Origin of the sequence: Maritalea mobilis, assembly GCF_004363175.1 — a bacterium.
Taxonomy (GTDB): domain Bacteria; phylum Pseudomonadota; class Alphaproteobacteria; order Rhizobiales; family Devosiaceae; genus Maritalea; species Maritalea mobilis.
Genome location: NZ_SNYR01000001.1, coordinates 1,174,157 through 1,200,787, shown reverse-complemented (window position 1 = coordinate 1,200,787; position 26,631 = coordinate 1,174,157). Strand labels below are relative to the sequence as shown.

At 53.1% G+C, this 26,631-nt stretch carries 27 protein-coding genes and 1 riboswitch; of the genes, 13 read left to right on the top strand and 14 right to left on the bottom strand.

What is annotated here, in order from left to right:
• Positions 1–5: 5 nt before the first annotated feature.
• From ATL17_RS05780 to ATL17_RS05745, 8 genes are all read right to left on the bottom strand, one after another.
• Complete coding sequence (locus ATL17_RS05780) at positions 6–866, bottom strand: ABC transporter permease (protein ID WP_133571803.1); 861 nt, start codon at positions 864–866, stop codon at positions 6–8.
• A gap of 1 nt (position 867) precedes the next feature.
• Entirely contained in the window at positions 868–1,731 is an 864-nt protein-coding gene (locus tag ATL17_RS05775) for an ABC transporter permease (RefSeq protein ID WP_133571802.1), read from the bottom strand.
• Positions 1,732–1,734: 3 nt separating this feature from the next.
• Entirely contained in the window at positions 1,735–2,874 is a 1,140-nt protein-coding gene (locus ATL17_RS05770; RefSeq protein WP_133571801.1) for an ABC transporter ATP-binding protein, read from the bottom strand.
• A 74-nt stretch (positions 2,875–2,948) separates the two neighbouring features.
• Positions 2,949–4,016 carry an extracellular solute-binding protein gene (locus ATL17_RS05765; RefSeq protein ID WP_133571800.1) on the bottom strand — a complete coding sequence of 356 codons (1,068 nt, stop codon included), beginning with the start codon at positions 4,014–4,016 and terminating at the stop codon, positions 2,949–2,951.
• A 261-nt stretch (positions 4,017–4,277) separates the two neighbouring features.
• Positions 4,278–6,230, bottom strand: a complete 1,953-nt coding sequence (locus ATL17_RS05760) for a nitric oxide reductase activation protein NorD (RefSeq protein ID WP_246028632.1) — start codon at positions 6,228–6,230, stop codon at positions 4,278–4,280.
• 1 nt (position 6,231) lies between these two features.
• Entirely contained in the window at positions 6,232–7,047 is an 816-nt protein-coding gene (locus ATL17_RS05755; protein ID WP_133571799.1) for a CbbQ/NirQ/NorQ/GpvN family protein, read from the bottom strand.
• A gap of 5 nt (positions 7,048–7,052) precedes the next feature.
• A complete protein-coding gene (locus tag ATL17_RS05750; RefSeq protein ID WP_133571798.1) occupies positions 7,053–8,432 on the bottom strand; it encodes a cbb3-type cytochrome c oxidase subunit I in 1,380 nt (459 codons plus the stop codon).
• 13 nt (positions 8,433–8,445) lie between these two features.
• Positions 8,446–8,898 (bottom strand): c-type cytochrome, encoded by a 453-nt coding sequence (locus ATL17_RS05745; protein WP_133571797.1) that lies wholly within the window; start codon positions 8,896–8,898, stop codon positions 8,446–8,448.
• A gap of 121 nt (positions 8,899–9,019) precedes the next feature.
• Here ATL17_RS05745 and ATL17_RS05740 point away from each other — a divergent pair, with 121 nt between their 5' ends.
• Together ATL17_RS05740 and ATL17_RS05735 are read left to right on the top strand one after the other, a co-directional pair.
• A complete protein-coding gene (locus ATL17_RS05740; protein ID WP_133571796.1) occupies positions 9,020–9,247 on the top strand; it encodes a hypothetical protein in 228 nt (75 codons plus the stop codon).
• A gap of 207 nt (positions 9,248–9,454) precedes the next feature.
• The gene (locus ATL17_RS05735) at positions 9,455–11,710 is read left to right on the top strand and encodes a methyl-accepting chemotaxis protein (RefSeq protein ID WP_246028631.1); all 2,256 of its coding nucleotides are present in this window, start codon (positions 9,455–9,457) and stop codon (positions 11,708–11,710) included.
• Between the two features lie 61 nt (positions 11,711–11,771).
• Here ATL17_RS05735 and ATL17_RS05730 read toward each other — a convergent pair whose 3' ends face one another.
• The 4 genes from ATL17_RS05730 to ATL17_RS05715 form a co-directional block, all read right to left on the bottom strand.
• Positions 11,772–11,882, bottom strand: a complete 111-nt coding sequence (locus tag ATL17_RS05730; protein WP_133571795.1) for a DUF2474 domain-containing protein — start codon at positions 11,880–11,882, stop codon at positions 11,772–11,774.
• On the bottom strand, positions 11,882–12,883 hold the full coding sequence (gene cydB, locus ATL17_RS05725; RefSeq protein ID WP_133571794.1) for a cytochrome d ubiquinol oxidase subunit II: 1,002 nt from the start codon (positions 12,881–12,883) through the stop codon (positions 11,882–11,884). The genes ATL17_RS05730 and cydB overlap by 1 nt, the downstream gene beginning before the upstream one ends.
• A 1-nt stretch (position 12,884) precedes the next feature.
• On the bottom strand, positions 12,885–14,303 hold the full coding sequence (locus tag ATL17_RS05720; protein WP_133571793.1) for a cytochrome ubiquinol oxidase subunit I: 1,419 nt from the start codon (positions 14,301–14,303) through the stop codon (positions 12,885–12,887).
• 117 nt (positions 14,304–14,420) lie between these two features.
• A complete protein-coding gene (locus tag ATL17_RS05715) occupies positions 14,421–15,302 on the bottom strand; it encodes a sigma-70 family RNA polymerase sigma factor (protein ID WP_133571792.1) in 882 nt (293 codons plus the stop codon).
• A gap of 110 nt (positions 15,303–15,412) precedes the next feature.
• Here ATL17_RS05715 and ATL17_RS05710 point away from each other — a divergent pair, with 110 nt between their 5' ends.
• The 9 genes from ATL17_RS05710 to thiD all read left to right on the top strand — a co-directional run bounded on the left by ATL17_RS05710 (position 15,413) and on the right by thiD (position 22,537).
• The gene (locus ATL17_RS05710; RefSeq protein ID WP_133571791.1) at positions 15,413–15,802 is read left to right on the top strand and encodes a hypothetical protein; all 390 of its coding nucleotides are present in this window, start codon (positions 15,413–15,415) and stop codon (positions 15,800–15,802) included.
• Entirely contained in the window at positions 15,795–16,331 is a 537-nt protein-coding gene (locus ATL17_RS05705; protein WP_208111119.1) for a hypothetical protein, read from the top strand. Before ATL17_RS05710 ends, ATL17_RS05705 begins: the two co-directional genes overlap by 8 nt.
• A gap of 26 nt (positions 16,332–16,357) precedes the next feature.
• Positions 16,358–16,480: riboswitch (TPP riboswitch) on the top strand.
• A 102-nt stretch (positions 16,481–16,582) separates the two neighbouring features.
• Complete coding sequence (thiC, locus tag ATL17_RS05700; RefSeq protein ID WP_133571790.1) at positions 16,583–18,382, top strand: phosphomethylpyrimidine synthase ThiC; 1,800 nt, start codon at positions 16,583–16,585, stop codon at positions 18,380–18,382.
• Complete coding sequence (locus ATL17_RS05695) at positions 18,379–19,329, top strand: FAD-dependent oxidoreductase (RefSeq protein WP_133571789.1); 951 nt, start codon at positions 18,379–18,381, stop codon at positions 19,327–19,329. The genes thiC and ATL17_RS05695 overlap by 4 nt, the downstream gene beginning before the upstream one ends.
• Positions 19,317–19,514, top strand: coding sequence for a sulfur carrier protein ThiS (thiS, locus tag ATL17_RS05690; RefSeq protein WP_133571788.1), 198 nt, complete (start codon positions 19,317–19,319; stop codon positions 19,512–19,514). Before ATL17_RS05695 ends, thiS begins: the two co-directional genes overlap by 13 nt.
• Positions 19,515–19,516: 2 nt before the next feature.
• Positions 19,517–20,284: a thiazole synthase gene (locus tag ATL17_RS05685; protein ID WP_133571787.1), complete on the top strand. Its 768-nt coding sequence runs from the start codon at positions 19,517–19,519 to the stop codon at positions 20,282–20,284.
• Positions 20,284–20,874: a thiamine phosphate synthase gene (locus ATL17_RS05680; RefSeq protein ID WP_133571786.1), complete on the top strand. Its 591-nt coding sequence runs from the start codon at positions 20,284–20,286 to the stop codon at positions 20,872–20,874. Before ATL17_RS05685 ends, ATL17_RS05680 begins: the two co-directional genes overlap by 1 nt.
• Positions 20,871–21,836, top strand: coding sequence for a HesA/MoeB/ThiF family protein (locus ATL17_RS05675; RefSeq protein ID WP_133571785.1), 966 nt, complete (start codon positions 20,871–20,873; stop codon positions 21,834–21,836). Before ATL17_RS05680 ends, ATL17_RS05675 begins: the two co-directional genes overlap by 4 nt.
• Positions 21,830–22,537, top strand: coding sequence for a bifunctional hydroxymethylpyrimidine kinase/phosphomethylpyrimidine kinase (thiD, locus tag ATL17_RS05670; protein WP_133571784.1), 708 nt, complete (start codon positions 21,830–21,832; stop codon positions 22,535–22,537). Before ATL17_RS05675 ends, thiD begins: the two co-directional genes overlap by 7 nt.
• Here thiD and ATL17_RS05665 read toward each other — a convergent pair.
• Both ATL17_RS05665 and ATL17_RS05660 read right to left on the bottom strand, forming a co-directional pair.
• Entirely contained in the window at positions 22,512–23,282 is a 771-nt protein-coding gene (locus ATL17_RS05665; RefSeq protein WP_133571783.1) for a beta-keto acid cleavage family enzyme, read from the bottom strand. The genes thiD and ATL17_RS05665 overlap by 26 nt on opposite strands.
• Positions 23,279–24,604, bottom strand: a complete 1,326-nt coding sequence (locus tag ATL17_RS05660) for an aspartate aminotransferase family protein (RefSeq protein ID WP_133571782.1) — start codon at positions 24,602–24,604, stop codon at positions 23,279–23,281. Before ATL17_RS05660 ends, ATL17_RS05665 begins: the two co-directional genes overlap by 4 nt.
• A 75-nt stretch (positions 24,605–24,679) precedes the next feature.
• Here ATL17_RS05660 and ATL17_RS05655 point away from each other — a divergent pair, with 75 nt between their 5' ends.
• Positions 24,680–25,603: a MurR/RpiR family transcriptional regulator gene (locus ATL17_RS05655; RefSeq protein WP_133571781.1), complete on the top strand. Its 924-nt coding sequence runs from the start codon at positions 24,680–24,682 to the stop codon at positions 25,601–25,603.
• Positions 25,604–25,633: 30 nt separating this feature from the next.
• Entirely contained in the window at positions 25,634–26,602 is a 969-nt protein-coding gene (locus tag ATL17_RS05650) for a TAXI family TRAP transporter solute-binding subunit (protein WP_133571780.1), read from the top strand.
• The last annotated feature ends 29 nt before the right edge of the window (positions 26,603–26,631 follow it).

Genomic DNA, 26,631 nt, shown 5'->3' with positions numbered 1-26,631 from the left:
TTTGGCTAGTTTGACTTCTCGCGCCCTTGAAAGAGTAGGCTTGCGAGGCCGAGCAGCGCAGAAACCACAATCAATAGCAAGGAAACCGCGTTGAGTACTGGGGTTGAACCCAGCTTGAGGCGGTCGAACATGTTGATGGTGAGTGGTGCGTCTGAGCCGACCAGCATCAAAGTGGTGTTGAAGTTTTCGAAGCTCATCAGAATGGCCACGACTGCTGCGCCTGCGATGGCGGGGAACAAGAAGGGCAGTGTAATCTGGCGGATCGCGCCCATGCGCGTTGCGCCCAGATTAAGGGCTGCTTCTTCCAATGAACGGTCGAATTTTTCGAGCCTTGCCGAAATCACCAGCGTCGCAAAAGTTGCGATAAAGCTGAATTGGCCGAGGATCACGAGTGGTAAGCCGGGACGCAGCCCGTCGAACCACATGCCTGTGGCATTTTCCAAATTGTTGGCCACCGCGTTGGAGAACACCAAAATCGAAATGCCCAAGATTATGCCCGGAATGATCAAGGGCAGCAGCATCAAAATATAGAAGAATTCTTTGAATTTGAAATCGTGCCGCACAAACAAAAAGGCGTTCGTGGTGCCCACCGCAATGGAGAGCAGAGAGACCCAGAAGGCTACAAACATTGAGGTGCCGATTGAGCGCAAAATCGAGCGGTCGTTGAAAACGCCGATATAGGGTGCCTCATCACCAAAGAACCAGTCCCAAGTGAACCCTTCCCAGGGAAGGGAAGGGAAAACGCTATCGTTGAACGCCATCAGGCACACCACCGTGAGGGGCAGGGCGAGATAGACGAAAAATAGCGTTACATAGGCACGGTAGGTCCATTTGAAGGTGTTTGATTGGGGAAGCGTTCTGATCATTTTACCGCCCCACTGTGTTGGTGAGGGATTGGCCAGAAAGCTTTAGGCCCGCCCACACGATTGTTGATGATAGGATCAAGAGCAAGAAGCCAAAGGCTGAGCCCAATTCCCAGTTAAACCGCGTGATGAATTGATCATAAATTAGGCCCGTGAACCACAAACTATCTTTGCCGCCTAAAAGGATTGGGGTGAGATAGTTGCCGAGCGAAAGCATAAATACCACGATACAGCCGGAAACGATGCCGGGCATTGCATGGGGGATAATGATCTCGCGCAACACAGTGATGCCGTTGCCGCCTAGGTCATATCCGGCTTCAATCAGGCTGTCGTCTAAGCTGTCCAACGTGGTGACCAGTGGCACTACCATGAACAACATGGAGGTGTAGACCAGGCCGATCATGATCGCAGCATCATTATACAAAAACTCAATCGGTTCAGAAACGATGCCGAAATATTGCAGAGCAGAGGAAAAGACGCCTGTTTCGCGCAGCAAGATCATCCACCCAAAGGTACGCACCAGCTCGCTTACCCAGAACGGGATCAAGCACATTAGAAACAAAGTTGTTTTGGTGCGGCCACGGGTGAGTTTGGCGATGTAATAGGCAACGGGAAAGCCGATGAGTAGCGTCAGCAATGTTGCTGAAATGGACATGAAGGCGGTGCGGGTGAAGGTGTTCCAATAGAGTGGCTCGGTGAAGAATACCATATAGTTGCCAAGTCCGGTCACATATTCGCGCACGCCTGTTTTGACGCTGATGGAAACCAGCAACATGAAAATGTGCGGAATGATAATCAGCAGGGCCAACCACAGCACAAAGGGGGTGAACAGCAGCAACAAGCTAAGACGAGATTGGGCGCTGTTCATCGCTTAACCCTCCGTCTGGTAGCAGCGTGTTTGCGCCGCTTCCCAGCCAATATAGACCTTGTCGCCTTTTGCGAGGTCGCGGAACTGGCCCGTTTGTGGAATGGCGACATTTAACTCGCCGCCAGATTTTTCCTCCCGCAGCAAAATGTGGCTGTTGGCGCCGTTGAACAGGATATTTTCAATGATGCCCTGATTGAGGTTTTCAACGTTGTCGAGCTCGTTGGCTTGTGTTGCCAAGCGGATCGATTCAGGACGCACAAATACTTTGGCTTGATCGCCTTGTTTCAAATTGCCTGAGGCGTCTTGGCCTTTGATCTGTAGGCCTTCTGGGCTGACAAGCGTGGCAGCGTCGCCATTGATGGCTTCGACCTTTGCGGTGAAGCTGTTTGCCTCGCCAACAAATCCCGCCACAAAGGCGGTTTTAGGTTCGTGATAAAGTTCACGCGCGGCACCCACTTGCTCGAACTGACCATGGTTCATTACCGCGATTTGATCACTCATCACCAGTGCTTCTGATTGGTCGTGGGTGATGTACACAAAGGTGGTGCCAAATTCTGACTGGAGCTTTTTCAGCTCAATTTTCATGTGCTCGCGTAGCTTGAGATCTAGCGCGCCGAGCGGTTCGTCGAGCAGCAGTACATCAGGTTCTAACACCATACAGCGGGCAATCGCCACGCGCTGTTTCTGGCCGCCGGAAAGCTGGTTGATGTGACGTGAGCCAACACCGGGAAGGCCCACACGTTCCAAAACGGTTTCTACCCGCTTGGCAATATCTTCACGCGGCACGCCGCGTTGGCGCAAGCCGAAGCCGACATTGGCTGCAATGTCCATCATGGGGAACAGCGCCAGATGTTGGAACACCATGGACACGGGGCGCTTGTTTGGTGGTACGCCGATCATGGATTTGCCTTTGATCAACAAGTCGCCGCTGGTTGGGGTTTGAAACCCGGCAATCATGCGCAAAAGGGTGGTTTTGCCGCAACCTGATGGCCCCAAAATGGAGAAGAATGTGCCGGTGGGCACATTAAAACTGACATTATTGACGGCGGTAAATTGGTCGAAATTTTTGGTGATGTCGCGACATTCCAAATCGAACGCGGCGGCTGAAGATGGGGTTGCTGCTGAGGCAGTTGGCTGGCTCATTAAAGGCTCCGGCGATATGCAAAAGAGGCGCGAATAACGCGCCTCTCTCTTTACAATTGAAGTGCAAGCAAAGCTTAGTTTGCTGCTTTTACGCGATCAAGTACAGCGCCTTCGAGTGTTTCGAGGTTCGCTGGTACTGTTGGGTACCACTTGATGTTGTCGATTGCTTCTTGTGGGAAGCTGGCTTGGTAACGTGCTTTCAAAGCTTCGTCTACGCCAGCGTCGCCGCCTTGAGACGCTGTGAAGTTACCCGCAGATGTTGTGATCATCGCTGCGATTTCAGGCTGCATCACGAAGTTGATCCAAGCATAGGCAGCTTCATCAGCGCGGCCACGCTTAGGCAATACGAATGTATCGATCCAGCCCAAAGCACCGGCTTCTGGCGCCACGAATGTGATGTCTGCATTGTCTTCATTCAAAGACCAGCCGCCTGTATCCCAAGCCATTGACGCAACAACTTCGCCTGAGCGGAGCAAGTTTTTGATTTCGTCGCCGCCATCCCAATATGTTTTCACATTTGGCTTACATTCGATGAGCTTGGCTTCAACTTTAGACAAGATGTCTTTGTAGGCTTCTTCGTCATTGTAAGCTGCGAATGGATCAAGGCCCATTGAGAAGGCAAAGCCGATCAATGTTGGGCGCTTCAAGCGGTAAGACACTTTGCCTGCAACGGATGCGTCGCAAAGGTCAAGATAGTCTTTCACGTCGCCAGCTTCAGCAGTGTTTACCACCAAGCCAGATGTGCCCCAAACGTGTGGCACGCCGTAAACTTCGCCGTTGTAAGTTGTGTTGCCTTTGGTGGCTTCCAGCATTGAAGGGATAAACAAGCTCTCGTCGATTTTTGACAAATCGATTGGCTTATAGATGTCAAATTCTGCCTGTGCGCCTGCAATACGGTCTTGGCTTGGCTGTGCCAAATCGAAGCCGCCGCCATTTGTGGCGCGCAGTTTAGCAACCATTTCTTCGTTGTTTGATTTGGTCACTTCAACGGTGTGGCCGGTTTCTTTTTCAAACATTTCGATTACGTTTTCAGGTGCGTAGCCGCCCCATGTCAACAAGCGCAATGTTTCCGCTTGGGCAGAAGTTGCGCCCATAACGCCTGCAGCGAGCAGTGCGATGCCTGATGTCAGAATCTTTTTCATGATTTCTCTCCACTTGAATTAAGCACAACGCGGACCGGTTCCCCCAATTGCGTGCGCCCTTATTATTATCGCGCCGAGGTTGAGCGATGGTGTGACACCTATTCAACTACCTTAGCACTTTTGTGACAGTTTGAAGATATTCATTCAGTTTGTTGCATGCTGTCAAGAAATTATCAATTTTGTCACATTTGACTGGATGGAAAAAATTGAAATCGTTTTAGATCGTACTCAATTGAAGGGGGCAAAAAGCCCCGTAAATACTTAGCCAATCACCAATTGCCGATAGATTTGCGGTAGTGCTTGGGTGAGTTTTTCAGGCTGTGGAATAATTGAAAAACGACCGGGTCCGAACATACGGGCAAACCAACTTTGGCCTTTTGCATCGATGGTGATGCCATAAACGGCGTGGCCCAAACGGCGGGCTTCATTGATGGCCATACGCGTATCTTCAATGCCGTGTCGGCCTTCATAATGGTCAAGATCGTTAGGCTTGCCATCGGTGATCACCAGCAGCAGGCGCTTGTTGCTGGCTTGATTGGCCAAATCCTGCGATGTGTGGCGAATGGCGGCACCTAAGCGCGTATAAAAACCGGGATTGAGGGAACCGATTTTTTGCTCGACCTGAGTGGACATTTTCTCATGAAAATCTTTGCACTTGGTGATGTAGACCCGATCTCGCTTAAGCGATGAAAAGGCGTTGATCGCGAAATTATCGCCACAGGCGTCTAACCCCCATGCGAGTGCAGCGAGTGCTTCGCGCTCGACTTCGATTACCGAGCGGTTTCCCACGGCACTCTCAGTGGAGCGAGACACGTCCAACAAGATGGAGACAGCAAGATCGCGCGCTTCAGGACGCGATTGACGCCAGATATTGTCGTTGCTTTCGCCACAGGCACGCAGGTCGGCTTGGGCACGCACGGCGGCGTCCATATCCAACTCTTCGCCATCGCGTTGAGCGGGGATGATCACCCGCCCGGGGCGCAGGGCTTCAAACTGGCGCTTTACCGCATTAATGCGGCGGGCGGATTGGGCATCGGCGCGGAAAGAGGGAATGTCGTCTTTGATCTCGCCTTTGCATTCGAAAACCTGACAATGGTCTGGCAAATAGGCGTTGGTGCGGGTGTCCCACTCGGGATACAGCACTTTGCCTGCAAGGCGTTCGCGGTCCACATCCTCGGGGGCCAAATCCAAATGCAGTTTCAGCCTTGTGGCGGGGGCTTTGGAAATCTGGCCGAGGCCTATTTCCTCCTGATCGTCAGCTGCCTTTTTCGCGTCGTCATTGTCGTCATCGTCAATGCGGCGATTGAGGTTCATAAATTCTGCCCAAGACAGAATGGCCTCAAACTTATGCAGGATCAGGCTGTCCTTACGCTCGGCTTGATCTGATTTGCGCCGCCGGGCGCGGAACAGGCCTTTCTTGTTCACTTCTTTGGTGCGCTCTGCGTCCATGGTGGCAACGTCAGATGGGGCGCTGAACAGCAGGTCGCGGTTTTCGCACCACATGGGTACTGGCGCAAAAGGGCAATAATTATTGGGGGCAATAAGCCCATCAAAGTCGCCAGATTGGATATGGTTTTGCAGTAACTGGGCTTGCACACCAAGAGGCGATTTATCGCCTAGCGCTTGTTGGATTAGTTCTTCCACCGCTGCTTCAAAGCGCGGCAATTTGTGGTTGGGGCGAAGATAGAGGCTCATGGTTGCAAGTTCTGTTTTTAGCCCAGTTAAACCCGGGCACTCTTCTATAACTTGCTGGGTGATTTCGCCTGCACGTTTGATCGCCATCAGGTCGGCAATCAGTGGGTCATCTTGTGGTTCAAAAGCTTCGGCAAAGGCCGCGCTTGCGGTCAACCAGACATAGAGCGCGGCATTTGCATTTTGATCGGGGAAGAGCGCCAGTTTTTCAGGCAGACGCAGCACTTCCCCATCAAAGGAGGCACGGGCAACGGCTAATTGCTCGTGCCCAAGTTTTTGCCGAAAGGACAAGCGTTGATGGCTTATTTCGGCAGCAACCGGACGGATGTCGACACTATGATGCCCGCCCAAACCCCGAAAGAACACAGCCAAGCGTTTGGACAGTTCGCCCAACTCCACCGTAGCCTCTTCAAATTGAACAGGCGCGGCGGCTTGTGCGGCGAAATCATGCCAGATTTTACCGATGGTTTCTTCTGGTTCCCAAGGTTCAATATGGCGGGGATCAAAGGTCTTGTTCATCATCTTATCCAATCACGGCGGTCACGAGGTCATTAAGGCCTAGTTTCACGTCATCATCGTCGGTCAAAGGCTCAATCATGGCTGATTGCACGGCCCGTTCCACAGGCATGCCTTTTTCGATCATGGTGGCGGCATAAACGATCAGGCGGGTGGAAATGCCTTCTTCCAAATCCTGACCTTTCAACGCCCGCAATTTGCCTGCCAGCCGCACCAGCAGTTCGGTGCGTGATTGGCTTAAGCCACTTTCGCGCATCACGATCTGCACTTCTTGGTCAAAGGCAGGGAAGCCAAATTCCATCGCGAGAAAGCGCTGTCGGGTGGAGGGCTTGAGGGTTTTCAGAATGTTCTGATAGCCCGGGTTGTACGACGCCACGAGCATAAAGCCGGGCGTTGCTTCCAATTCCTCGCCCGTGCGATCGATGGGCAGAATGCGCCGATCATCGGTGAGCGGGTGTAGCACCACGGTCACGTCTTTACGGGCTTCTACCACCTCGTCGAGATAGCAGATTGCACCTTCCCGCACGGCGCGGGTGAGAGGACCGTCCACCCACACAGTTTCGCCGCCTTTGAGCAAATAGCGTCCGATCAGATCGGCTGCCGACAGATCGTCATGGCAGGCGACGGTGTAGAGCTTTTTGCCTAGCTTTGCGGCCATGTGGGACACGAAACGGGTTTTGCCGCAGCCTGTTGGTCCCTTTAAAAGTAAGGGCAGGTTGTTGGCATAGGCGGCTTCAAACAGAGCGCATTCGTCTGCTTGTGGCAGGTAGAACGGGGTTTGCACCCCGTCCTTTCCATTTGTGTTTTCGAATGTTCTATCCATGGCGATTACTCCGCAGGTGCTGTTGCATCAGCGACTTGCTTGCCCGGTTGGATGATTTCCTTTTTCGGAACAAAGATCGCGTAGAGGAACAGCAACACGCCAAGCACCACAGCAACGCCAGCGCCGAAACGCATCCACATGAACAGGGTCAGATCGTCCTGCACGCTCATATAGTCTTCACCGCGCACCCGTTGAAGGTGGGTTTGCACAGTGCCAGCAAAAGTAAGCACGAAAGTCATGAACACCATGCCGCCAGACATGAGCCAGAAAGAGGCCATGTTGAGCACCTGATTGTAAGGATCACGGTTGCGCAGGATTGGCATTGCGTAGGTCATGATCGCCAAGCTGAGCGCTACATATGCGCCGAAGAAGGCCAAGTGACCGTGCGCCGCGGTGATTTGGGTGCCGTGGGTGTAATAGTTCACCCCGTGCAGAGTGTGCAGGAAGCCCCACACGCCCGCGCCGAAGAAGGCGAGGGTGGCACAACCCAATGACCAGAGCAATGCGGCCTTGTTTGGGTGGTCACGACGACCTTTCCATACCATGACAAAGGCAAAAGCCATCATGCCGAAGAAAGGAACCACTTCGAGTGAAGAGAAGATAGAGCCGATCCACTGCCAATAGCCGGGGGTGCCGATCCAATAATAGTGGTGACCAGTGCCCAAAATGCCGGAGAACAAAGCTGTGGCGACAATGACATAAAGCCATTTTTCCACGATCTCCCGGTCAACGCCGGTGAGCTTCAGCATCAGATAGGCGAGGATTGACGCCATGATCAATTCCCAAACGCCTTCTACCCAAAGGTGCACGACATACCACCAATATTGCTTATCCAACGCCAAGTTTTCTGGATTGACGAAGGCGAAGAGGAACAGCAATGCCAAGCCCCAGAGGCCCACGATCAAGATGTTTGAGATGGCTGTTTTGCGGCCCTTCAGTACGGTCATTGAGATGTTGTACAAAAAGATCAGCGCGGCAGCGACGATGCCCAGTTTCACCCAGCCGGGTTGCTCTAGGAATTCGCGGCCATCTTTGCCGAGCAGCCAGTTGCCTTCAAAAATATTGAACACATAGGTGATGACCACGCCGACAGTGCCCAGCACCAAAATGGCCAATTGAATATAGGCCAGAAGCGGCGAATGGATTTCACGTTCAGCTTCTTCCGGCACGAGGAAATAGGCGGCGCCGAAGAAGCTGGTGATGAGCCACACAATCAAACTGTTGGTGTGCAGCATGCGGATGATGTTGAAGGGCAAAATGTCCGACAGGAAATTGGGAATGACATAAACCAAACCCGCCAGCAGACCGCCCGTCACCTGCACGGCGAATAGGATCAGCGCGAAGGTGAAATACGCAAATGCGATTTTTTGAGTTTCAAATTTCATTGTTCAGCCCTTTCTAACCGGCATCGTTGGGCGGCCAGCCCTGGGTGTCGATTGTGCCTGTCCAGAGTAGAAAGTCTGTCAGGTGCTTTAATTCTTCATCGGTCAAATTGAATTGCGGCATTTGGCGACGGCCTTCGATGCCTGTGGGTTGAGCTTCCATCCAACCTTTGAACACTTCAAAGGCGGTTTCAGGATCTTCCTGTACACCCCAGCGCCGCATCACATTGCCAAGCTCTGGCGCAAAGTAAGCGCCTTCGCCCAAAATCGAGTGGCAGTTGATGCAGGCTTTAACTTCCCAAATGCGTTTACCTTTGGCCACGCTTTCGTTCAGCCCTGCATGGTCAGTTGAAACATTTTGGATATACCAATGAGAGTGGGCAGAAAGACCCACAAATATCAGGATGAAGAACAGCGATCCGCCATAAAAAATATTGCGTGCTGCGTTCTTCGTGAGAACTTCCCGCATGCTTACCTCCTTTTAGAAACGTGCAGATGGAGGCAAATTAGCGATTCACTCGATCTCTTCTTTGCGTCTGCGCAAAGAACCAGCAATTGGCGTTCGCTATGTTGGGGAAAAGGAGATCTCTATGGATGGCCAAATTTCAAAAATCGATCCGCTTGCATTTGTGCTTTACCCATTCGTTTGGGGCGCCGTTGCGATCAATTTGTTTATGCTGAGTTTAGGGTGGCAAATTGTCGGCTTGTCGGTGCTATCGCCTTATCAAGCCATGTTGTTCGCCGTTCCATTTGCGGTGCCTGCCACCTGGCTTTGCAACAAATGGGTGCGGGGCTTGATCGCTGAGGCGGAGAAGTAGGCCAAAGGCTTGATTTTGAAGGATTTTGGCAAATAAAGCGCTTTGCTCTTTTCGAAAAAATGCTAATTATTTCAATTTGTTATTTAACGAAATTCAAACTCAAGAAGTTAGTAAAATTATTTTGATGGGGCTGCCTATTTTTTAAGCATCCTTAACCAGTTGGCACGATATTGGTTACATTATTTTTGTCTCTAAAGGTATCATAACATGTTTGCGAATTTGGGAATTAGAGCCCGCATCATCGGTGGCTTTGGCGCCATGGTGGTGTTTCTGGTGGTGGTGAGTGTGGCCGCTTATCTCGGGCTGCAAACGCTCTCGAGTGTTTCTGAACGCTATCAACATACTATTTCGCAAGCAGGTGAAATTAGCGACTATGTTGCTGACTATCATCAGATGGTGCTTTCCATCCAAAAATATTCCGCTGCACCAACCACTGCGCAAGCACAAGAGGCGCGCGTTTGGATTGATGATGTGGCCACGAATGACCCAGATGGTGTGGTTAAATTTGCGGATTTTCCGGCCGCGATGGAAGAAATCAGAACCATTGAGGAAGCTGGGGCAAATCTGCGCGATACGTTTGACACTATCATCATTTTGGAAGAGCAGCGTGCCGAGATTATGGCGCAGCTAGCGGCAGCAAAAGACAATCTGTCGAACACAACAGCCGCGTTGCTGGAAAAGACAAATTTGGTGTTTACGCCAGCCACTGCAGCATCTGTTGGGCAAGCGGCAAACCAGTCTAGCCAGTTACAAATGTTGGGCTATCAATATTTCCAAACTTTTGATGAGACAACTTTTACAGCGTTTGAAACGCAAGCCACTGCAACTTCTCAATTGTTTGATAAATTGATCAAAACAGATCGTTCTGGTCGGTTGGAAGCTGAGTTGACTGCGGTTTCAAAAAGCCTTGCTGAATATCGTGAGTTGATGGCGCAAAGCCGTGACTTTGCGATGTCCATCAATGAGTTGGCGACACAAGATATGCAGGCTTATGCCGATACGCTGGCCACAAGCTATGATCAATTGACCGGCGTTGTGCGCGAAAACCAAGATGCACTTGGCCCTGTTGCGCAGGCAACTGCGCAGAATGCGACAACTATTGTTTTGGCAGTGGGCGGGCTTGCCACACTCCTTGGTGCGCTTTTGGCGTTTGCAACCGGCAATTGGCTTACCCGGACCATTTCAAACATGTCGTTGAACATGGAGCGTTTGGCTAAAGGCGAATTTGATGTGGATTTGAGTGACGCGCCACAGTCTAACGAATTGGGCTTGATGGCCCGTGCGTTGGAGACATTCCGGTCTAACGGGTTGGAAATGCGCCATTTGGACGAGGAAAAAGAGAAAACACGCGCGCGCGAGCGTAGTGAGCAAGAAGTGCGCAATGCGTTGCAGGGGGAAGTTCGTCGTGTTGTATCAGCCGCGGTTGCGGGTGACTTTTCGCAGCGGATCGAAGGGCATTACGACCAAGAAGATTTGCAGCAATTGGGCGATGCGGTGAATTCACTGGTGGAAACTGTAGATCGTGGTTTGGATGAGACTGGCGAAGTGCTGGCTGCATTGGCACAAACCGATTTGTCCAAGCGGGTGAATGGCCACTATCAGGGCGCATTCGACAAGTTGAAAACAGATACCAACGCGGTGGCTGACAAGTTGAGCGAAATTGTTGATCGCTTGCGCACCACTTCACGCGGTGTGAAGCAAGCAACTGGTGAGATTTTGGCGGGTGCGAACGATTTGAGCGAGCGCACCACAAAGCAGGCCGCAACCATTGAAGAGACGTCAGCCGCGATTGAACAATTGGCCAGTACTGTGGTGGACAATTCACGCCGCGCGAGCGAAGCCTCTGCCAAGTCTCGTCACGTGCGGGAAGAAGCGCAAGCGGGCGGTGATGTGATGACCCAAGCCAATGGCGCTATGGAACAGATCAAAGCGTCCTCTGGCAAGATTTCTAACATTATCGGCATGATTGACGATATCGCCTTCCAAACCAATCTGCTGGCGTTGAATGCCTCTGTTGAAGCCGCGCGTGCGGGTGAAGCGGGCAAAGGCTTTGCTGTTGTGGCGATTGAAGTGCGGCGTTTGGCACAAAGTGCTGCAGAAGCTTCAAACGAAGTGAAAATGCTGATTGAGCAAAGCGCAACGGAAGTTGAGAATGGTTCTGCTTTGGTCGCTTCTGCCTCTGAACGGTTGCAGCATATGTTGGACGCGGTGAAGGAAAATGATGTGCTGATTGAGGGGATTGCCCAAGACAGCAAAGAACAAGCCTCTGCCATTGAAGAAGTGAATATCGCAGTGCGTGACATGGATACCATGACCCAGCACAACGCGGCTTTGGTGGAAGAAACAAACGCAGCGATTGAGCAGACCGAAGCGCAAGCGAGCGAGTTGGACCGCATTGTTGACGTATTCAAAACAGACCGCACCGTTTCTGAGCGCGAGTTGGATGCAGGCTTTGCTGCCTAGGTAGCTTCGAACGATAAAAATCAAAGGCCGTGCCGACGATATGTTGGCACGGCCTTTTTGTTTAGGTGATGAACAGGCGAATGATGTACGCCACAAGGCCGAGCGCGAGGACGCTGGCGAACCAAAGCAGCGCAAACCAACCCAAGCGTTTGATCAGTGATTTTTCTGCCATTAGTGATAGCCCGCATCAGGATCAGTTTTGCCGCGGAAAACCCAATAGGCATAGGCGGTGTATCCTAAGATCAGTGGGATCAGCACAATGGTGCCAACCAGCGTAAACCACAGGCTGCTTTCAGGTGCGGCGGCTTGCCAAATGGTGAGGCTGGGCGGCACCATGTGTGGATAAAAGGATATGCCAAGGCCGACAAAGCTGAGCACGAACAGGGCAAGCGATGACAGGAATGGCGTCGCGTCCTTTTTCGCTTTGAGGCCGCTGAACAGCATAAAGGCAGCAAGTGCCACCAGCGCGGGCACAAATATAGTGTAGAGGCTGCCCGGGAAGTTGAACCAGCGCTCGAAGTAAACACTGTCTTGGAGCGGGGTGAGCAAGCTTACCACGCCAATAAAGCCCAGTGTGGCGATGCCCAATTTCCACGCATAATTGCGCATTTGTGCCTGCAACTCATGCTCGGTTTTCAGGATGAGAAAGGTTGCTCCCAACAAGGCATAGCCGGCGATCAAAGCAAAGCCAGTGAGGATTGAGAATGGTGTCAGCCAATCCCACCAGCCGCCAGCATAGGCGCGGTTTTCTATTTCAATGCCTTGCACCAATGCGCCGAGCGCAATGCCTTGCATAAAGGTGGCAATGAGGGAGCCACCAAAGAAGGCTGCGTCCCAAACCTTTTTCCAGCGTTTGGTGCGCCAGCGATATTCAAATGCAACGCCACGGAAAATCAAGGCGATAAGCATAAGGATGATGGGCACATATAGTGCGGGCATAACCACCGCATAGGCGAGGGGGAACACGGCGAACAGGCCGCCACCGCCAAGCACCAACCATGTTTCATTGCCATCCCACACGGGGGCGATGGAATTCATCATCACATCTTGGTCTTTTTCTGATTTGCCGAACGGAAAAAGGATGCCGATGCCGAGGTCAAAGCCATCTAGCACCACATAAACCAGCACGGCAAAAGCGATGATGCCTGCCCAGATAAATGCAAGATCAAACATGTTATGCCTCCTCTATCGGGGCTTTGAAATTGTCTTTCTGCTCTGGCCCGGGCGTGGTGCCCGCGGCGCGCAGTGGGCCTTTTTCAAGTTCATGTGGCTCTTCACCGGGGCGTTTGCCCATCAGCCGCAGCAAATAGAATGTGCCTGCGCCGAACACAAAGAAATAGACCACAATGAAAATCAGTAAGGATGTGCCAACAGCAGGTGCTGAAACGGGTGCGAGGCTTTCCGACGTGCGCATCAGGCCATAGACGGTGAAGGGTTGGCGGCCAACTTCGGTGGTAATCCACCCCGCAAGCACCGCCATAAAACCCATTGGGCCCATCAGCAGGGCCGCGCGGTGCAGCCATGGATCTGTGTAAAGTTTGCGGCGCTTGCGTTGCAGCAAGGCCCAAAAGCCCAAACCCAACATGGCAAAGCCTAGCCCCACCATCACCCTAAAGCTCCAGAAAACGATGGCAACAGGCGGCTCATCTTCATCGGGAATGGTGTCCAGCCCGGGCAGTGGCGCATTAAGATCGCGTTTGAGGATCAAGCTGGAAAGTTTCGGGATTTCTATGGCGTAATCGATGCGCTTTTCATCTGGGTTGGGAATGCCAAACAAGATCAAGGGTGCGCCATGTTCGTGGCTGTCATAATGGCCTTCCATAGCCATCACCTTTTGTGGCTGATGCTCAAGCGTGTTCAGGCCATGTTCGTCGCCAGCCAAAATTTGCAATGGGGTGACGGCCACCAGCATCCACATGGCCATGGAGAACATGCGGCGTGTCGCTAGATTTTCCTTTTTGCGCAGCAGATGCCATGCGCCCGCAGCACCAACCACCAAAGCGGTGGTGAGATAGGCAGCCAGCACCATATGAACCAAGCGGTATGGGAAGGAAGGGTTGAACACAATCTCCCACCAATTTTCTGGCACAAATTGGCCCACCTCGTTGACGGAATATCCAGCAGGCGTTTGCATCCAAGAATTGACTGATAAAATCCACGTGGCGGACATGAGCGTGCCGAAGGCGACCATGGCCGTGGCAAACATATGCAAGCCATTGCCCACCCGTTCGCGGCCAAACAGCATGATGCCCAAAAAGCCAGCTTCTAAGAAGAAGGCAGAGAGCACTTCATAAGCCATAAGCGGCCCGATCACCGGGCCAGCGCGATCAGAAAATACCGACCAATTGGTGCCGAATTGATAGGACATCACAATGCCGGACACCACGCCCATGCCAAACGCCACAGCGAAGATTTTTTTCCAATAGTCGAAAAGCTGCAAATATTCCTTTTGTCCGGTTTTTAGCCAGATGGCGTTGAGCACCGCCAAATAGGAAGCGAGGCCAATGGAAAAGGCTGGAAAGATGATGTGAAAAGAAACGGTGAACGCGAATTGTATACGCGCCAAGATTTCTGCCGAGAAGCCGCCAAACATGGTGCACCTCTATGTTTTGCAAGGATGGCATCAGCGTAGGTGGATAAGCGACATGCCGCAAGCCGCTATGTTGCCGCAGCGCGTTCTGACGCAGCGGGGAAAGGTCGCAATTGACGTTTAGTCAAAAGCCAGATGGCTAAGCTTTTCAGGATTTCGCAGCATGTAAAATTCTGCGATTTTACCGTCTGATGTCCAAGTGAATGACCAGGCCTGCAAGGCTCCATCTTCATCGCGGATCAGGAGGCTGGGTGCGCCATTTAGCTGGATCAGCTTAATGTCATCCGGGCCGGGGCGGCCGAATTTGTTGGCCACGCCGATAAAAAAGCGAGAGATTTTTTCGCGGCCATAAATAGGGCGCAGGGTTGCTGATTTGATGCCGCCGCCATCGGTGACCAAAATCGCATCTTCAGCGATGAAATTGACAAAGCTGTCCAAGTCGCCCGTTTGCAACGTGTTCAGGAATGACGTGACCAGAGGCTCATTTGTGGGCATGGGCAGGGTTTCGCTGCCATCCGTGCGCACTTTTTGACGGGCACGTGACGCCAATTTGCGACATGAGGCTTCTGTACGGTCCAACGTTTTGGCAATTTGATCAAATGGCAAATCAAACACATCATGCAACAGAAAAGCTGCGCGTTCGGAAGCAGTGAGTTTTTCTAATGTGGCCATCAGGGCGAACGAAATATCGTCAGCTTTTTGCGCAATATCATCGGGCGACTCGACACTTTCGGTAAGTAGCGGTTCAGGCAACCATGAGCCGACATAGCTGGTGCGTTTGGTTTTGGCCGACCGGAGATGGTCTAGCGATAGGCGCGTGACAATTGTCGTGAGGAAAGCCTGCGGATTGTCGATTGTTTTGAGATCGGCATTGGACCAACGCACAAAACTATCCTGCACCATATCTTCCGCATCAGCTACGGAACCAAGCATACGATAGGCCAAAGCAAACAAGCGTTTGCGCTCTTGTTCAAAAATTGTCGTTCTGTCTCGGTCCTGCATTTGGCCCTCCTTTGCTACTGACTAGACAGTTGGGCTTTAAAAAATGTGACCGATCTTGGTCACATTTCCAAGTGCTGTTTCGTCTGGTCTTCAAAATGCAGGAGATAAAGATGACACGTATTATCCAATGGGTGCTGGTGGGCTGGTTTTTGATGCTCGCGGTCTGGATGTTTTTAAGCCCAATGACTTGGTATCAAATCACCCCCGGCGTGAAAGAAATGGGGCCGTTCAATATGCATTTTGTAATGGATCTCGGCTTGGTGTTTTTCGCCAGCGCTGCGGCCATGGCGTATGGCCTGTATCGCCAAGATAAAACCGCGATTGTGTGCGGGGCGTTCTGGCCCGTTTTACATGCGATTTTTCATATTTTCATTTGGTTTCAACGCGGCGTGCCGTTCGACCTGATTGCGTTCAGCAATCTGTTTGGCATTCAACTACCCGCCTGGGCCGCGCTGTTTCTCGCTTTCAAACATCCAACTCGGAGAGTTCAACATGCTTAAATCCATTTTACATGGCAGCACCAGCAAATTTGAAGATCAATATGGTTATGATGGCGGCTATATGCACCAGATTATCGACGTATCAAATGGCGCCGGGCTGCGCCTGGGTTTGTTGCCATTGCTCAGCCAATATCGCGGCCCAAAAGAAGCAAAAGATATTTGGGCCGGGGCGGCGCTTGCCTCCACCATGGATGGCGATTGCGGCTCCTGCGCGCAATTGATTGTCGATCAGGCGATTGAATTGGGGGTGAACCCAAAGGAACTGGAAGCGTGTGCCATGGGCAATGCCCGCACCGATACGGATTGTGGCCTTGGGTTTTTGTTTGCCCAAAATGCTATTGTTGGCGGACCAGATATTTTGGATTTGCGGGATGAAATCGTGCAACGCTATGGCGAAGAGGCGGCCGTTGCTGCCAGTTTTGCCGCTGCATGTGGGCGCGTTTATCCAGTGTTGAAACGGGCAACTGGCAATGTGGATGCCTGTGCGATTTTGCGTTTTGAATCCGCTGCAGAAAATGCACCTGCTTGACAGAAATTAAGAACAGCGCTACCCCAAAAGAACTGCAGGGGGGTCCCGCCTAGGGGACTGAGAGGCTGACAGAATAGCAATATTCGGTGACGCGACCCTTTGAACCTGACCCAGTTGATACTGGCGTAGGAAGCGAAAATTTGCGGCACCGAACAGGGGTCGTCTTTCTTTTGTTGAGGGGATAAGTCCCTTCGTTTCCAGCCATAATTCTTCTGGTGTCTTTTTGAGTTTAGAACTTAAGGAGCGCCAAAATGGATTTGCCTAATCCCAAAATTACCGAAGACCAACTACCCGCGTCTCGCAAAATATATGTTGAAAGCGCGCATTTTGATGATGTGCGTGTGCCCATGCGGGAAATCTCTGTGCACCCGACAGCGGGGGAGCCGCCTTTACCAGTTTATGACAGTTCCGGGCCGTACACTGATCCGAATTTCACCGCTGATATTCAAGCCGGGCTGCCGCAATTGCGACGTAAATGGATTGAAGCGCGGGGCGATGTGGAGACCTATCACGGCCGCGACATTCAACCGGCTGACAATGGCTTTGTGGAAGGGGATCGGCTAACGCCTGAATTTCCCGTGAAGCCGCAACCTTTGCGGGCGAAGGATGGCAAGGCAGTGACCCAGCTTGCCTATGCACGGCAGGGCATTGTGACGCCGGAAATGGAATTTATCGCTATACGTGAAAATCAGTTGCGCGAAGCGATCAAAGAGGAGCGCGATGGCGAAGATTGGGGCGCCAATGTTCCCGATTATGTCACGGCCGAATTTGTGCGCGATGAAGTGGCCGCGGGCCGCGCCATCATCCCGGCCAATATCAACCACCCGGAATGTGAGCCGATGATTATTGGCCGCAATTTTCTGGTGAAAATCAACGCCAATATGGGCACCTCTGCCGTTACCTCGTCGATGGAAGAGGAAGTCGACAAGATGGTCTGGGCGATCCGCTGGGGCGCGGATACGGTGATGGACCTCTCCACAGGTCGCAATATTCACAATACGCGGGAATGGATTATCCGCAATTCGCCGGTGCCGATCGGTACGGTGCCCATTTATCAGGCGCTGGAGAAGGTGAATGGCATTGCCGAAGACCTGACATGGGAAGTGTTCCGCGACACCTTGATCGAGCAGGCCGAGCAGGGCGTGGATTATTTCACCATCCATGCGGGCGTGCGCTTGCATATGGTGCCGATGACGGTGAACAGGGTTACTGGCATCGTCTCGCGCGGGGGCTCGATCATGGCAAAATGGTGCCTGCATCATCACAAAGAGAGCTTCCTTTACGAGCATTTTGATGAAATTTGCGACATTTGCCGCGCTTATGATGTGAGCTTTTCATTGGGTGATGGCCTTCGCCCCGGCTCGATTGCCGACGCCAATGACGAAGCGCAATTTGCTGAGCTGGAAACGCTGGGCGAATTGACCAAAATCGCCTGGGCGAAAGATTGTCAGGTGATGATTGAGGGGCCGGGCCATGTGGCCATGCACAAGATCAAGGAAAATATGGACAAGCAGTTGGAATGTTGCCATGAGGCGCCGTTCTATACGCTTGGGCCACTGACCACTGATATTGCGCCGGGCTATGATCATATCACCTCTGGCATTGGAGCGGCGATGATCGGCTGGTTTGGATGCGCCATGCTTTGCTATGTGACGCCGAAAGAACATTTGGGTCTGCCCAATCGGGACGATGTGAAAACCGGGGTGATCACCTATAAGATCGCGGCGCATGCGGCGGATTTGGCCAAGGGCTTGCCCGGGGCGCAGCGGCGCGATGATGCGCTGAGCCGGGCGCGGTTTGAGTTCCGCTGGGAGGATCAGTTCAACCTGTCGCTCGACCCGGACACGGCGCGAGACTTCCACGATCAGACCTTGCCGAAAGAGGCGCATAAGGTGGCGCATTTCTGCTCCATGTGCGGGCCGAAATTCTGCTCTATGCGGATCAGCCATGATATTCGCGCCGAGGCGCAGAAAGAGGGTATGGAGGCCATGGCGGAGAAATTCCGTGAAGGCGGCGATCTTTATATGCCGATCAAGGAGCCGGGCGAATGATCACGATTGCCGGGGCCGGGGTTGCCGGCCTTTGCGTCGCGCTGGAATTGGTGCGGCGCGGGCATCAGGTGACCGTTTTTGAACAGGGCGAAAGCCTTGAACTCAATCAAAGCTCGCATTTGGCCGGGGGCATGTTGGCCCCCTGGTGCGAACGGGTAAGTGCGCCGGAGGATGTGGTGCAACTTGGCGCGGGGGCAGCCGATTGGTGGGCCAAGGTGACCGAGGTGCAGCGCACCGGCACATTGGTGGTGGCGCCGCCGCGGGATCGAGCCGAGCTACGCCAGTTTGCCAGTCGTACCGACCAATATGAGCAGCTGGGGGACAATCGGATCGCGGATCTGGAACCGGACCTTGCGGGACGGTTTTCCAAGGCGTTGTTTTTTGATCAGGAGTGTCATTTGGACCCGCGGCAGGCGCGGCAGGATTTGGTGCAGCAAATTGAAGAACTGGGCAGCGAGGTGCGGTTTGGCGAGCCTGCACCCGAACGCGTGGATATTGATTGCCGCGGTGGTGCTGTCGATTTGCCGGAACTGCGCATGGTGCGCGGTGAAATGGTGATGCTGGAGTGCCCAGACGTTACGATCACCCGCACGGTGCGGCTGTTGCATCCGCGTATTCCTATCTATCTGGTGCCGCGCGGCAAGGGCATTTACATGCTTGGGGCGACAATGGTGGAAAGCGATTCATGGCGGGCGATCAGCCTACGATCCGCTCTGGAATTGTTGGGCGCGGCCTTTGCGCTACATCCCGGCTTTGGGGAAGCGAGCGTGATTGAAACCGGCGTTGGTTTGCGTCCGGCCTTTCCTGACAATCTGCCGCGCATCATCAAGCGGGACGACACCTATCATCTGAATGGATTTTACCGACATGGCTATTTGCTTGCGCCCGCAATGGCGCAGCAATTGGCCGATCAGTTTGAGCAGGAGCAATTGCAATGCGCATCCTAGTCAATGGCGAAGCGACAGAGATCCAGGCGTCCAATATTGCGGCGGTGCTGGACGAATTGTTGTATGAAGGCGAGGCGCTGGCCACGGCGTTAAATGGTCAATTTGTGGCGCGGGAGCAGCGACAGGAGACCGCGTTGCAGGCGGGGGATCAGCTTGAAATTCTCGCCCCGATGCAGGGAGGCTGATCATGCAGCTTTATGGCGAAGAGATCGGTTCGCGGCTTTTGCTGGGCACGGCGCAATATCCGTCGCCGCAAATTTTGGCGGAGGCGGTAGAGGCTTCGGGCACTGAGATTATCACCGTGTCCCTGCGCCGGGAAGGTGCGGATGGGGCGGGCACTGGATTTTGGCAATTGATCAAAGAGCTTGGCGTCAAGGTGCTGCCGAATACAGCAGGGTGCCACACCGCGAAAGAGGCCGTGACCACGGCGCAGATGGCGCGTGAGGTCTTTGGCAGCAACTGGATCAAGCTGGAGGTGATCGGCCATAGCGATAATCTGCAACCGGATGTGTTTGGCTTGGTTGAGGCGGCGCGGATTTTGAGCGACGAAGGTTTTCAGGTGTTTCCGTACACCACTGACGATCTGGTGGTGGGCGAGAAATTGCTTGAGGCAGGCTGTGAGGTTCTGATGCCGTGGGGGGCGCCCATTGGCTCCGGTCAGGGTTTGCGCAATCCGGATGCGTTGCGGGCGATGCGGGCGCATTTTCCAAATGTGCCTTTGATTGTGGATGCAGGGATTGGCCGGCCGTCTGATGCGTGCATGGCGATGGAACTTGGTATGGACGCGGTGTTGTTGAACACGGCGGTGGCGAAGGCGGGTGATCCTGGGTGGATGGGCGCGGCTATGGCGCAGGCGATTGACGCGGGGCGACAAGGTTTTGCTGCGCAAATGATGGAACGACGCGATATGGCGGTGCCTTCGACCCCCATTCTCGGCATGGCGGTATTTGACTGATGGAAAAATTCTATTTGATCGTCGGCCATGTGGATTGGATCGCCCGTCTGGTGCCCTTGGGCGTGAAGCTGGTGCAGTTGCGGATTAAAGATACGCCGATAGATGAGGTGCGGGCGCAAGTCCGCCGTGCCAAGCAAATCTGTGGTGCTCATGACTGCCAGTTGATTGTGAATGATTATTGGCAGATCGCCATCGAAGAACATTGCGATTTTGTGCATTTGGGGCAGGAGGATATGGACGCGGCGGATTTTGCGGCCATTCGTGCCGCAAATATCCGCTTTGGGCTTTCCACCCATGATGAAGCCGAATTGGAGCGGGCGTTGTCGTTTAATCCTGCCTATGTGGCGCTGGGGCCTGTTTATCCGACCATATTGAAGAAAATGAAGTGGGCGCCACAGGGGCTGGAACGGGTCACGCGTTGGAAGCAGATGGTGGGCGATGTGCCGCTGGTGGGCATTGGTGGGCTGAGTGTGGAACGGGCGCCGGGCGTGTTGGCGGCGGGTGCTGATAGCGTGGCGGTGGTCACCGATATTCAGTTTGCTGACAACCCGGAGGCGCGGACGCGGGAATGGATTGAGATATGTTCATGACGCGTTATCAACGGCAAATGCAATTGCCTGAAGTGGGTCGCGAGGGGCAAGCAAAGCTGTCGCAAGCGCATGTGCTGGTGGTGGGGGCAGGTGGCCTTGGGTCGCCTGTACTGCACTATCTGGCTGGGGCGGGGGTCGGCAGTTTGACGATTGTTGATCCAGATTGCGTTGAGGAAAGCAATCTGCATCGGCAGCCCCTGTTTGAAACCAAGGATATTGGCGCGTCCAAAGCGAAGCGGGCGCGGGATCAGCTTTTGGCTCGCAACCCGCATATTGTAGTGCAGCCCATCACTGTGGCCTTAACGCCGGGCAATGCGGGGCCGCTGGTGGCGGATGCAGATATTGTGGTGGATGCGGCGGATAGTTTCGCCGTGTCTTACATCTTGTCGGATCAATGTTTGGCGCAGGGCAAGCCTTTGATTTCTGCTTCTGTGTTGGGGCAGGCGGGATATGTCGGCGGCTTTTGCGGCGGTGCGCCGAGTTTGCGGGCGGTGTTCCCTGACTTGCCAACACAAGCAGCCAATTGCGCCACAGCCGGGGTGCTGAGTCCGGTGGTGGGCATGATTGGGGCAATGCAGGCGCAAATAGTGTTGGCGGTGCTGCTGGGGCAAAGCCCGTCGCCCTTGGGGCAGATGGTGCGCATGGATGCGCGAAACCTCAACTTTTCCAGCTTTAGCTTTTTGGGGGCAGCGGAACCGTCTGACACTTGGCCATTCTTGGGGCGTGATGGGGTGCGGCGTGATGATCTGGTGCTCGACCTGCGCGGTGAAACTGAAGCGCCGGAGATGATTGTGTCGCAGGCGCAGCGGAGACAGATTGATGAACTGGCGAGGGCTGCCTTTCCTGACGATCAACGTGTGGTGTTGGCTTGCCAAACCGGGTTGCGGGCGTGGCGCGGGGCCAAGCAATTGCGGGCGCAGGGTCACGAAAATCTGGCGCTAATGGCAGCCTGCGCATGTTGAAGTCTCGCAGCATATTGGTGATTGCCGGGACAGACAGCAGCGGCGGGGCTGGCTTGTCGCGGGATATTGCGGTGGCGACTGAACTGGGGTTTGCGGTGAAACCTGTGGTGACGGCGGTGACGGCGCAAAGCAATAACGTGGTGCGGCGCGTTGAGCTTATGGATGCTGACTTGGTGAAGGCACAGATTGAAGCAGCGTTTGCGGATGATGCGCCTGCGGCTGTCAAAATTGGGATGCTGGGCGATTCAGCCGTGGTGGAGGCGGTTGCGGATGCCTTCAACGGGTGCGATGTGCCGATCGTGCTTGATCCGGTGATTGCCGCCAGTTCCGGGGCACGGCTTTTGTCGGATAAAGGCATTACAGCAATGAAAGAACGCCTGTTGCCGTTGGTGGCGTTGGTGACGCCGAATTTGCCTGAGGCTAAGATTTTGGAACCACAGTCGCTGCATGATTTATGTGGTGCCGTGTTGCTGAAAGGGGGACATGGGGACGGCAATGTGCTGCGGGACGTGCTGAGGGATGGCCCGCGCGAGGTTGTGTTTACGGCACAAAAGCAGGCATTTACCCCGCGCGGCACCGGGTGCACACTGTCGGCCGCGATTTCCTGCGGTTTGGCGGAGGGGCTGGCGCTGGATGCAGCGGTGTGGCAGGCGCATCAATTTGTGCAGAACTGGATCAGTCGGCTGCAAGCAAGCGATTGAGCAGGGCCACACGCTCGGCATTGTCCTTGGCCACGCTGCCATCTGGATTAAGTTCGTTATTCTCAAAGCCGACTCGCATTTTGCCGCCCAATTGGTGTGCGCGGATAAGGCAATCGGTTTCGCCTTGACCAAAGGCGCAAACTGCCCAATCAGCGATCATTTCAATTTCAGCCAGGCGGTGTAGGAATGGCGTCAGCATAGACGGATCGCTTTGCTGATCGCTGGTATAACGACCTAAAACGAAAAGCAATTGGATGTTGTCACGGCTGATATTGTGATCAATGCATACATGATAAAGCGCGGCCAGATCATTGGTGTCATAAAGAATATGTTGCACCGCAACGCCATTTTCCTGCGCCCACAGATAAAGCTCTGCGGCAGCTTTTTGATCGCCGGTGGAAAGTAGTTCGCGGGTCGAAATTGAAACAGATTTTGGCTGGACTTGTTTCACCAGCTCGATTTGCTCGGGTGGTTGGTAGATGCCAACCGCCTCGGTGGTGATCTGAATCTGCATTTTCGGCGCAGCGATTCGCAGTTCTGCCAGCAGTTCCTTATAGAGACCCGCATCCAGAATGTGCTTTTGATCCGCATCGCGCAGATGGGCGTGCAGCCCATCGGCCCCAGCATCAAAACAGGCTTTAGCTGTTTGCACCGTTTCCTCAATGGTCACGGGCAAGGCGGGGTGAGCTTGCTTGGTTTTGCGGGCGCCATTGGGCGCCACCATCAGCTGGGGCAACGGGGTCATGCGGCAAACACCTCGTCGAAGGTCTGGCCCAGCTTATCGATCAGTTCGCCGATTTGGTCGTCGGTGATGATAAAGGGCGGTGCCAGTAGGATATGATCGCCGGAAATGCCATCTTTTGTGCCATTGCCCGGATAAATCATTAGGCCGTTTTCCATTGCCTTTTGCTTTAGATGCGCGTGAACTTTGTGGGCCGGATCAAATGGCTCTTTGGTTTCACGGTCTTCAACAATTTCAATGCCGATGAATAGGCCGCGTCCGCGAATGTCGCCGACAAACGGATGGTCGCCGAAACGGTCTTGCAATGCTGATTTGAATTTTTCGCCCATTTGCTTGGATCGATCCACCAGCCCGTCTTGTTTAAGGCGGTGTAAAACGGCGTTTGCCGCAGCGGCGGCCATGGGGTGACCCAAATAGGTGTGGCCGTTTTTGAAATAGCCCGCGCCATCACGAATGGTGTTGGCGATTTCGCGGGTGCAGAGCATGGCCCCGATGGGTTGATAGCCAGCTCCCAAGCCTTTGGCGATGCCCATAATATCTGGGGCGACGCCATCTTGTTCACATGCGAACAGGGTGCCGGTGCGGCCCATGCCGCACATCACTTCGTCAAGGATGAGCAGGATGCCATATTGGTCGCAGATTTCGCGAATGCGCTTAAAATAGCCTTCAACCGCTGGCACAGCGCCCGCGGTGGCGCCTACCACTGGTTCGGCCACAAATGCCATAACGCTTTCAGGGCCAAGCTTTAGAATTTCTGCTTCCAACTCGTTGGCAACGCGCTTGCCATAATGTTCGCTGCTCTCATTGGGGGCACGGTGGCGATATTCATAGCAGGGTGAGATATGGAAGGTTTCAAATAGCATTGGTGCATAAGGTGCACGGCGCCATTTGTTGCCGCCTGTTGCCAATGCCCCAAGTGTATTGCCGTGATAGCTTTGATGTCGCGCGATTACCTTGTGCCGATGTGGCTCGCCCTTATCGATGAAATATTGCCGTGCGAGCTTCAGCGCTGACTCCATGGCTTCTGAGCCGCCAGAAACCAAATAGACCCTGTCTAGATCACCCGGGGCGTGAGCAATAAGGTTTGAGGCCAGTGTTTCGGCAGGCTCTGATGTGAAGAAACCTGTGTGCGCATAGGCGAGCTGATCCAGCTGTTCGTGCATGGCTTGTTTGACGAACTCGTCAGAATGGCCGAGGCAGGAAACGGCAGCACCGCCGCATCCATCCAAATAGCGTTTGCCATTTTGATCAATAAGATAGGCCCCATCACCTGCTACAGCTTGTAGGGGTATTTGGGTAGAAGAGCGGTGGAAAATTTTACTCATTGGTCGATTTTCTGAGATTGTTTGGTTAAGTTACCAGGGACGATCAAATTGAAACATATGTTTTGAGACTTGACAATGTTTGAAACAAATGAAAAATTTTTGTTGCAAAGAGGGATCAGCGAGGACGATGAGCAAGTGGTTCAATTTGAAGAACGACTGGCGGCGGAATATGGTGGCTTGAGCAGGCAGCTCAAGGCAGCGGCTGATTATATCGTCAAAAACCAAGTGGACACGGCTACCCGTTCTTTGCGCTCCATTTCAGAAGCCAGCGATATTTCCCCTGCGACTTACTCACGTTTGGCGCGGGCGCTGGGTTTTTCCAATTATGAAGAATTGCGCGAAATGCTGCGCGGGGCTTTGGGCCGCAGCGTCAGCAACATGTCTGATAAAGCATCACGACTGCAGCAAGATGCAGCACTGGGTGATCAAACGCCATTTCTAAACAAGCAGACCGCAGCTTGTGCGGCGAATATTGGCCAGTTGGTGCAAAATATTCCGCAAGAAAGATTGCACGCTGCAGTGCGCTATTTGAACAATGCACGCAATGTGCTGTTGCTGGGTTCGCTCAGCTCAACTGGCATTGTGGAATATATGGCCTATCTGGCGAATTATTTCACCTCCAATTGGCGCATTGCTGGCCGGGCCGGGGCGTCTCTTGGTGCTGAAATTGCCTCTTTAAACAAAAACGATGTTTTGTTGGTTGTCACAAAACCTCCATTTGCGCGCCGCACTATTGAAGGCGTGCGCGCAGCTTCGCGCAAAGGCGTGAAAGTGATTGTGATTACCGACACCCATTCATGCCCAGTTCTGGTGGAAGCCGATGCTGGGTTTATTGTGGCAACTGATAGCCCACAATTTTTCTCATCCTACGCTGCAACCATAGTGCTGATTGAAACGTTAATTGGCATGCTTGTGGCGGGATCTGGCAAGGCGGCGAAACAACGTATTTTCGAAGTCGAGTGCCTAAATCAACAGTTCGGGGAAACCTGGAATGCGTAAAACTAGTCTAACCTTCAAGGGAGGTCTTACATGAATAAGTACCTTAAATCTTTTGCCGTTGCGGCAATTGCTGGCGCAATGATTGTGCCTACTGCACAAGCTGAAGAGTTTGTGACCATCGGCACCGGCGGTGTTACCGGCGTTTACTACCCAACAGGTGGTGCGATTTGTCGCTTGGTGAATAAAGGCCGCAAAGATCACGGCATTCGTTGCTCTGTAGAATCTACTGGTGGTTCTGTTTACAACATCAACACCATTCGCGAAGGCGAATTGGAATTTGGTGTTGCACAGTCTGACTGGCAATATCACGCCTATAACGGCACATCACGCTTTGAAGAAGCTGGTCCGTTTGAAGGTCTTCGTGCTGTATTTTCTGTGCATCCAGAGCCATTCACCGTTGTGGCCCGTGCAGATTCAGGCGTAGCCAATTTTGACGATCTTAAAGGCAAGCGCGTGAACATTGGTAACCCAGGTTCTGGCCAACGCGGCACTATGGAAGTGTTGATGGAAGCCAAAGGCTGGACCAATGAAGATTTCGCTTTGGCAACAGAGTTGAAAGCTGCTGAGCAGTCTGCTGCGCTTTGTGACAACCAGATTGACGCGATGGTTTACACTGTTGGTCACCCATCTGGTTCTATCCAAGAAGCAACAACAGCTTGTGATTCAGTATTGGTGAATGTTGACGGTGAAGCAGTTGAAAAACTGATCGCTGACAACTCATTCTACCGTACAGCAACCATTCCTGGTGGCATGTATCGCGGCAATGATGAAGACACTTCAACCTTTGGTGTTGGTGCGACTTTCGTAACATCAACAGCCGTGTCTGAAGATGCTGTTTATGCAGTTGTGAAATCAGTTTTCGAAAACTTTGAAGACTTCAAACAATTGCACCCAGCATTTGCAAACCTTGACCCGAAAGAAATGGCAACAGCCGGTCTTTCCGCTCCATTGCATGATGGCGCTGCGAAATATTATCGCGAACAAGGCTGGATTGAATAAGTCCAGACTTATCAACAGCGGGACAGGGG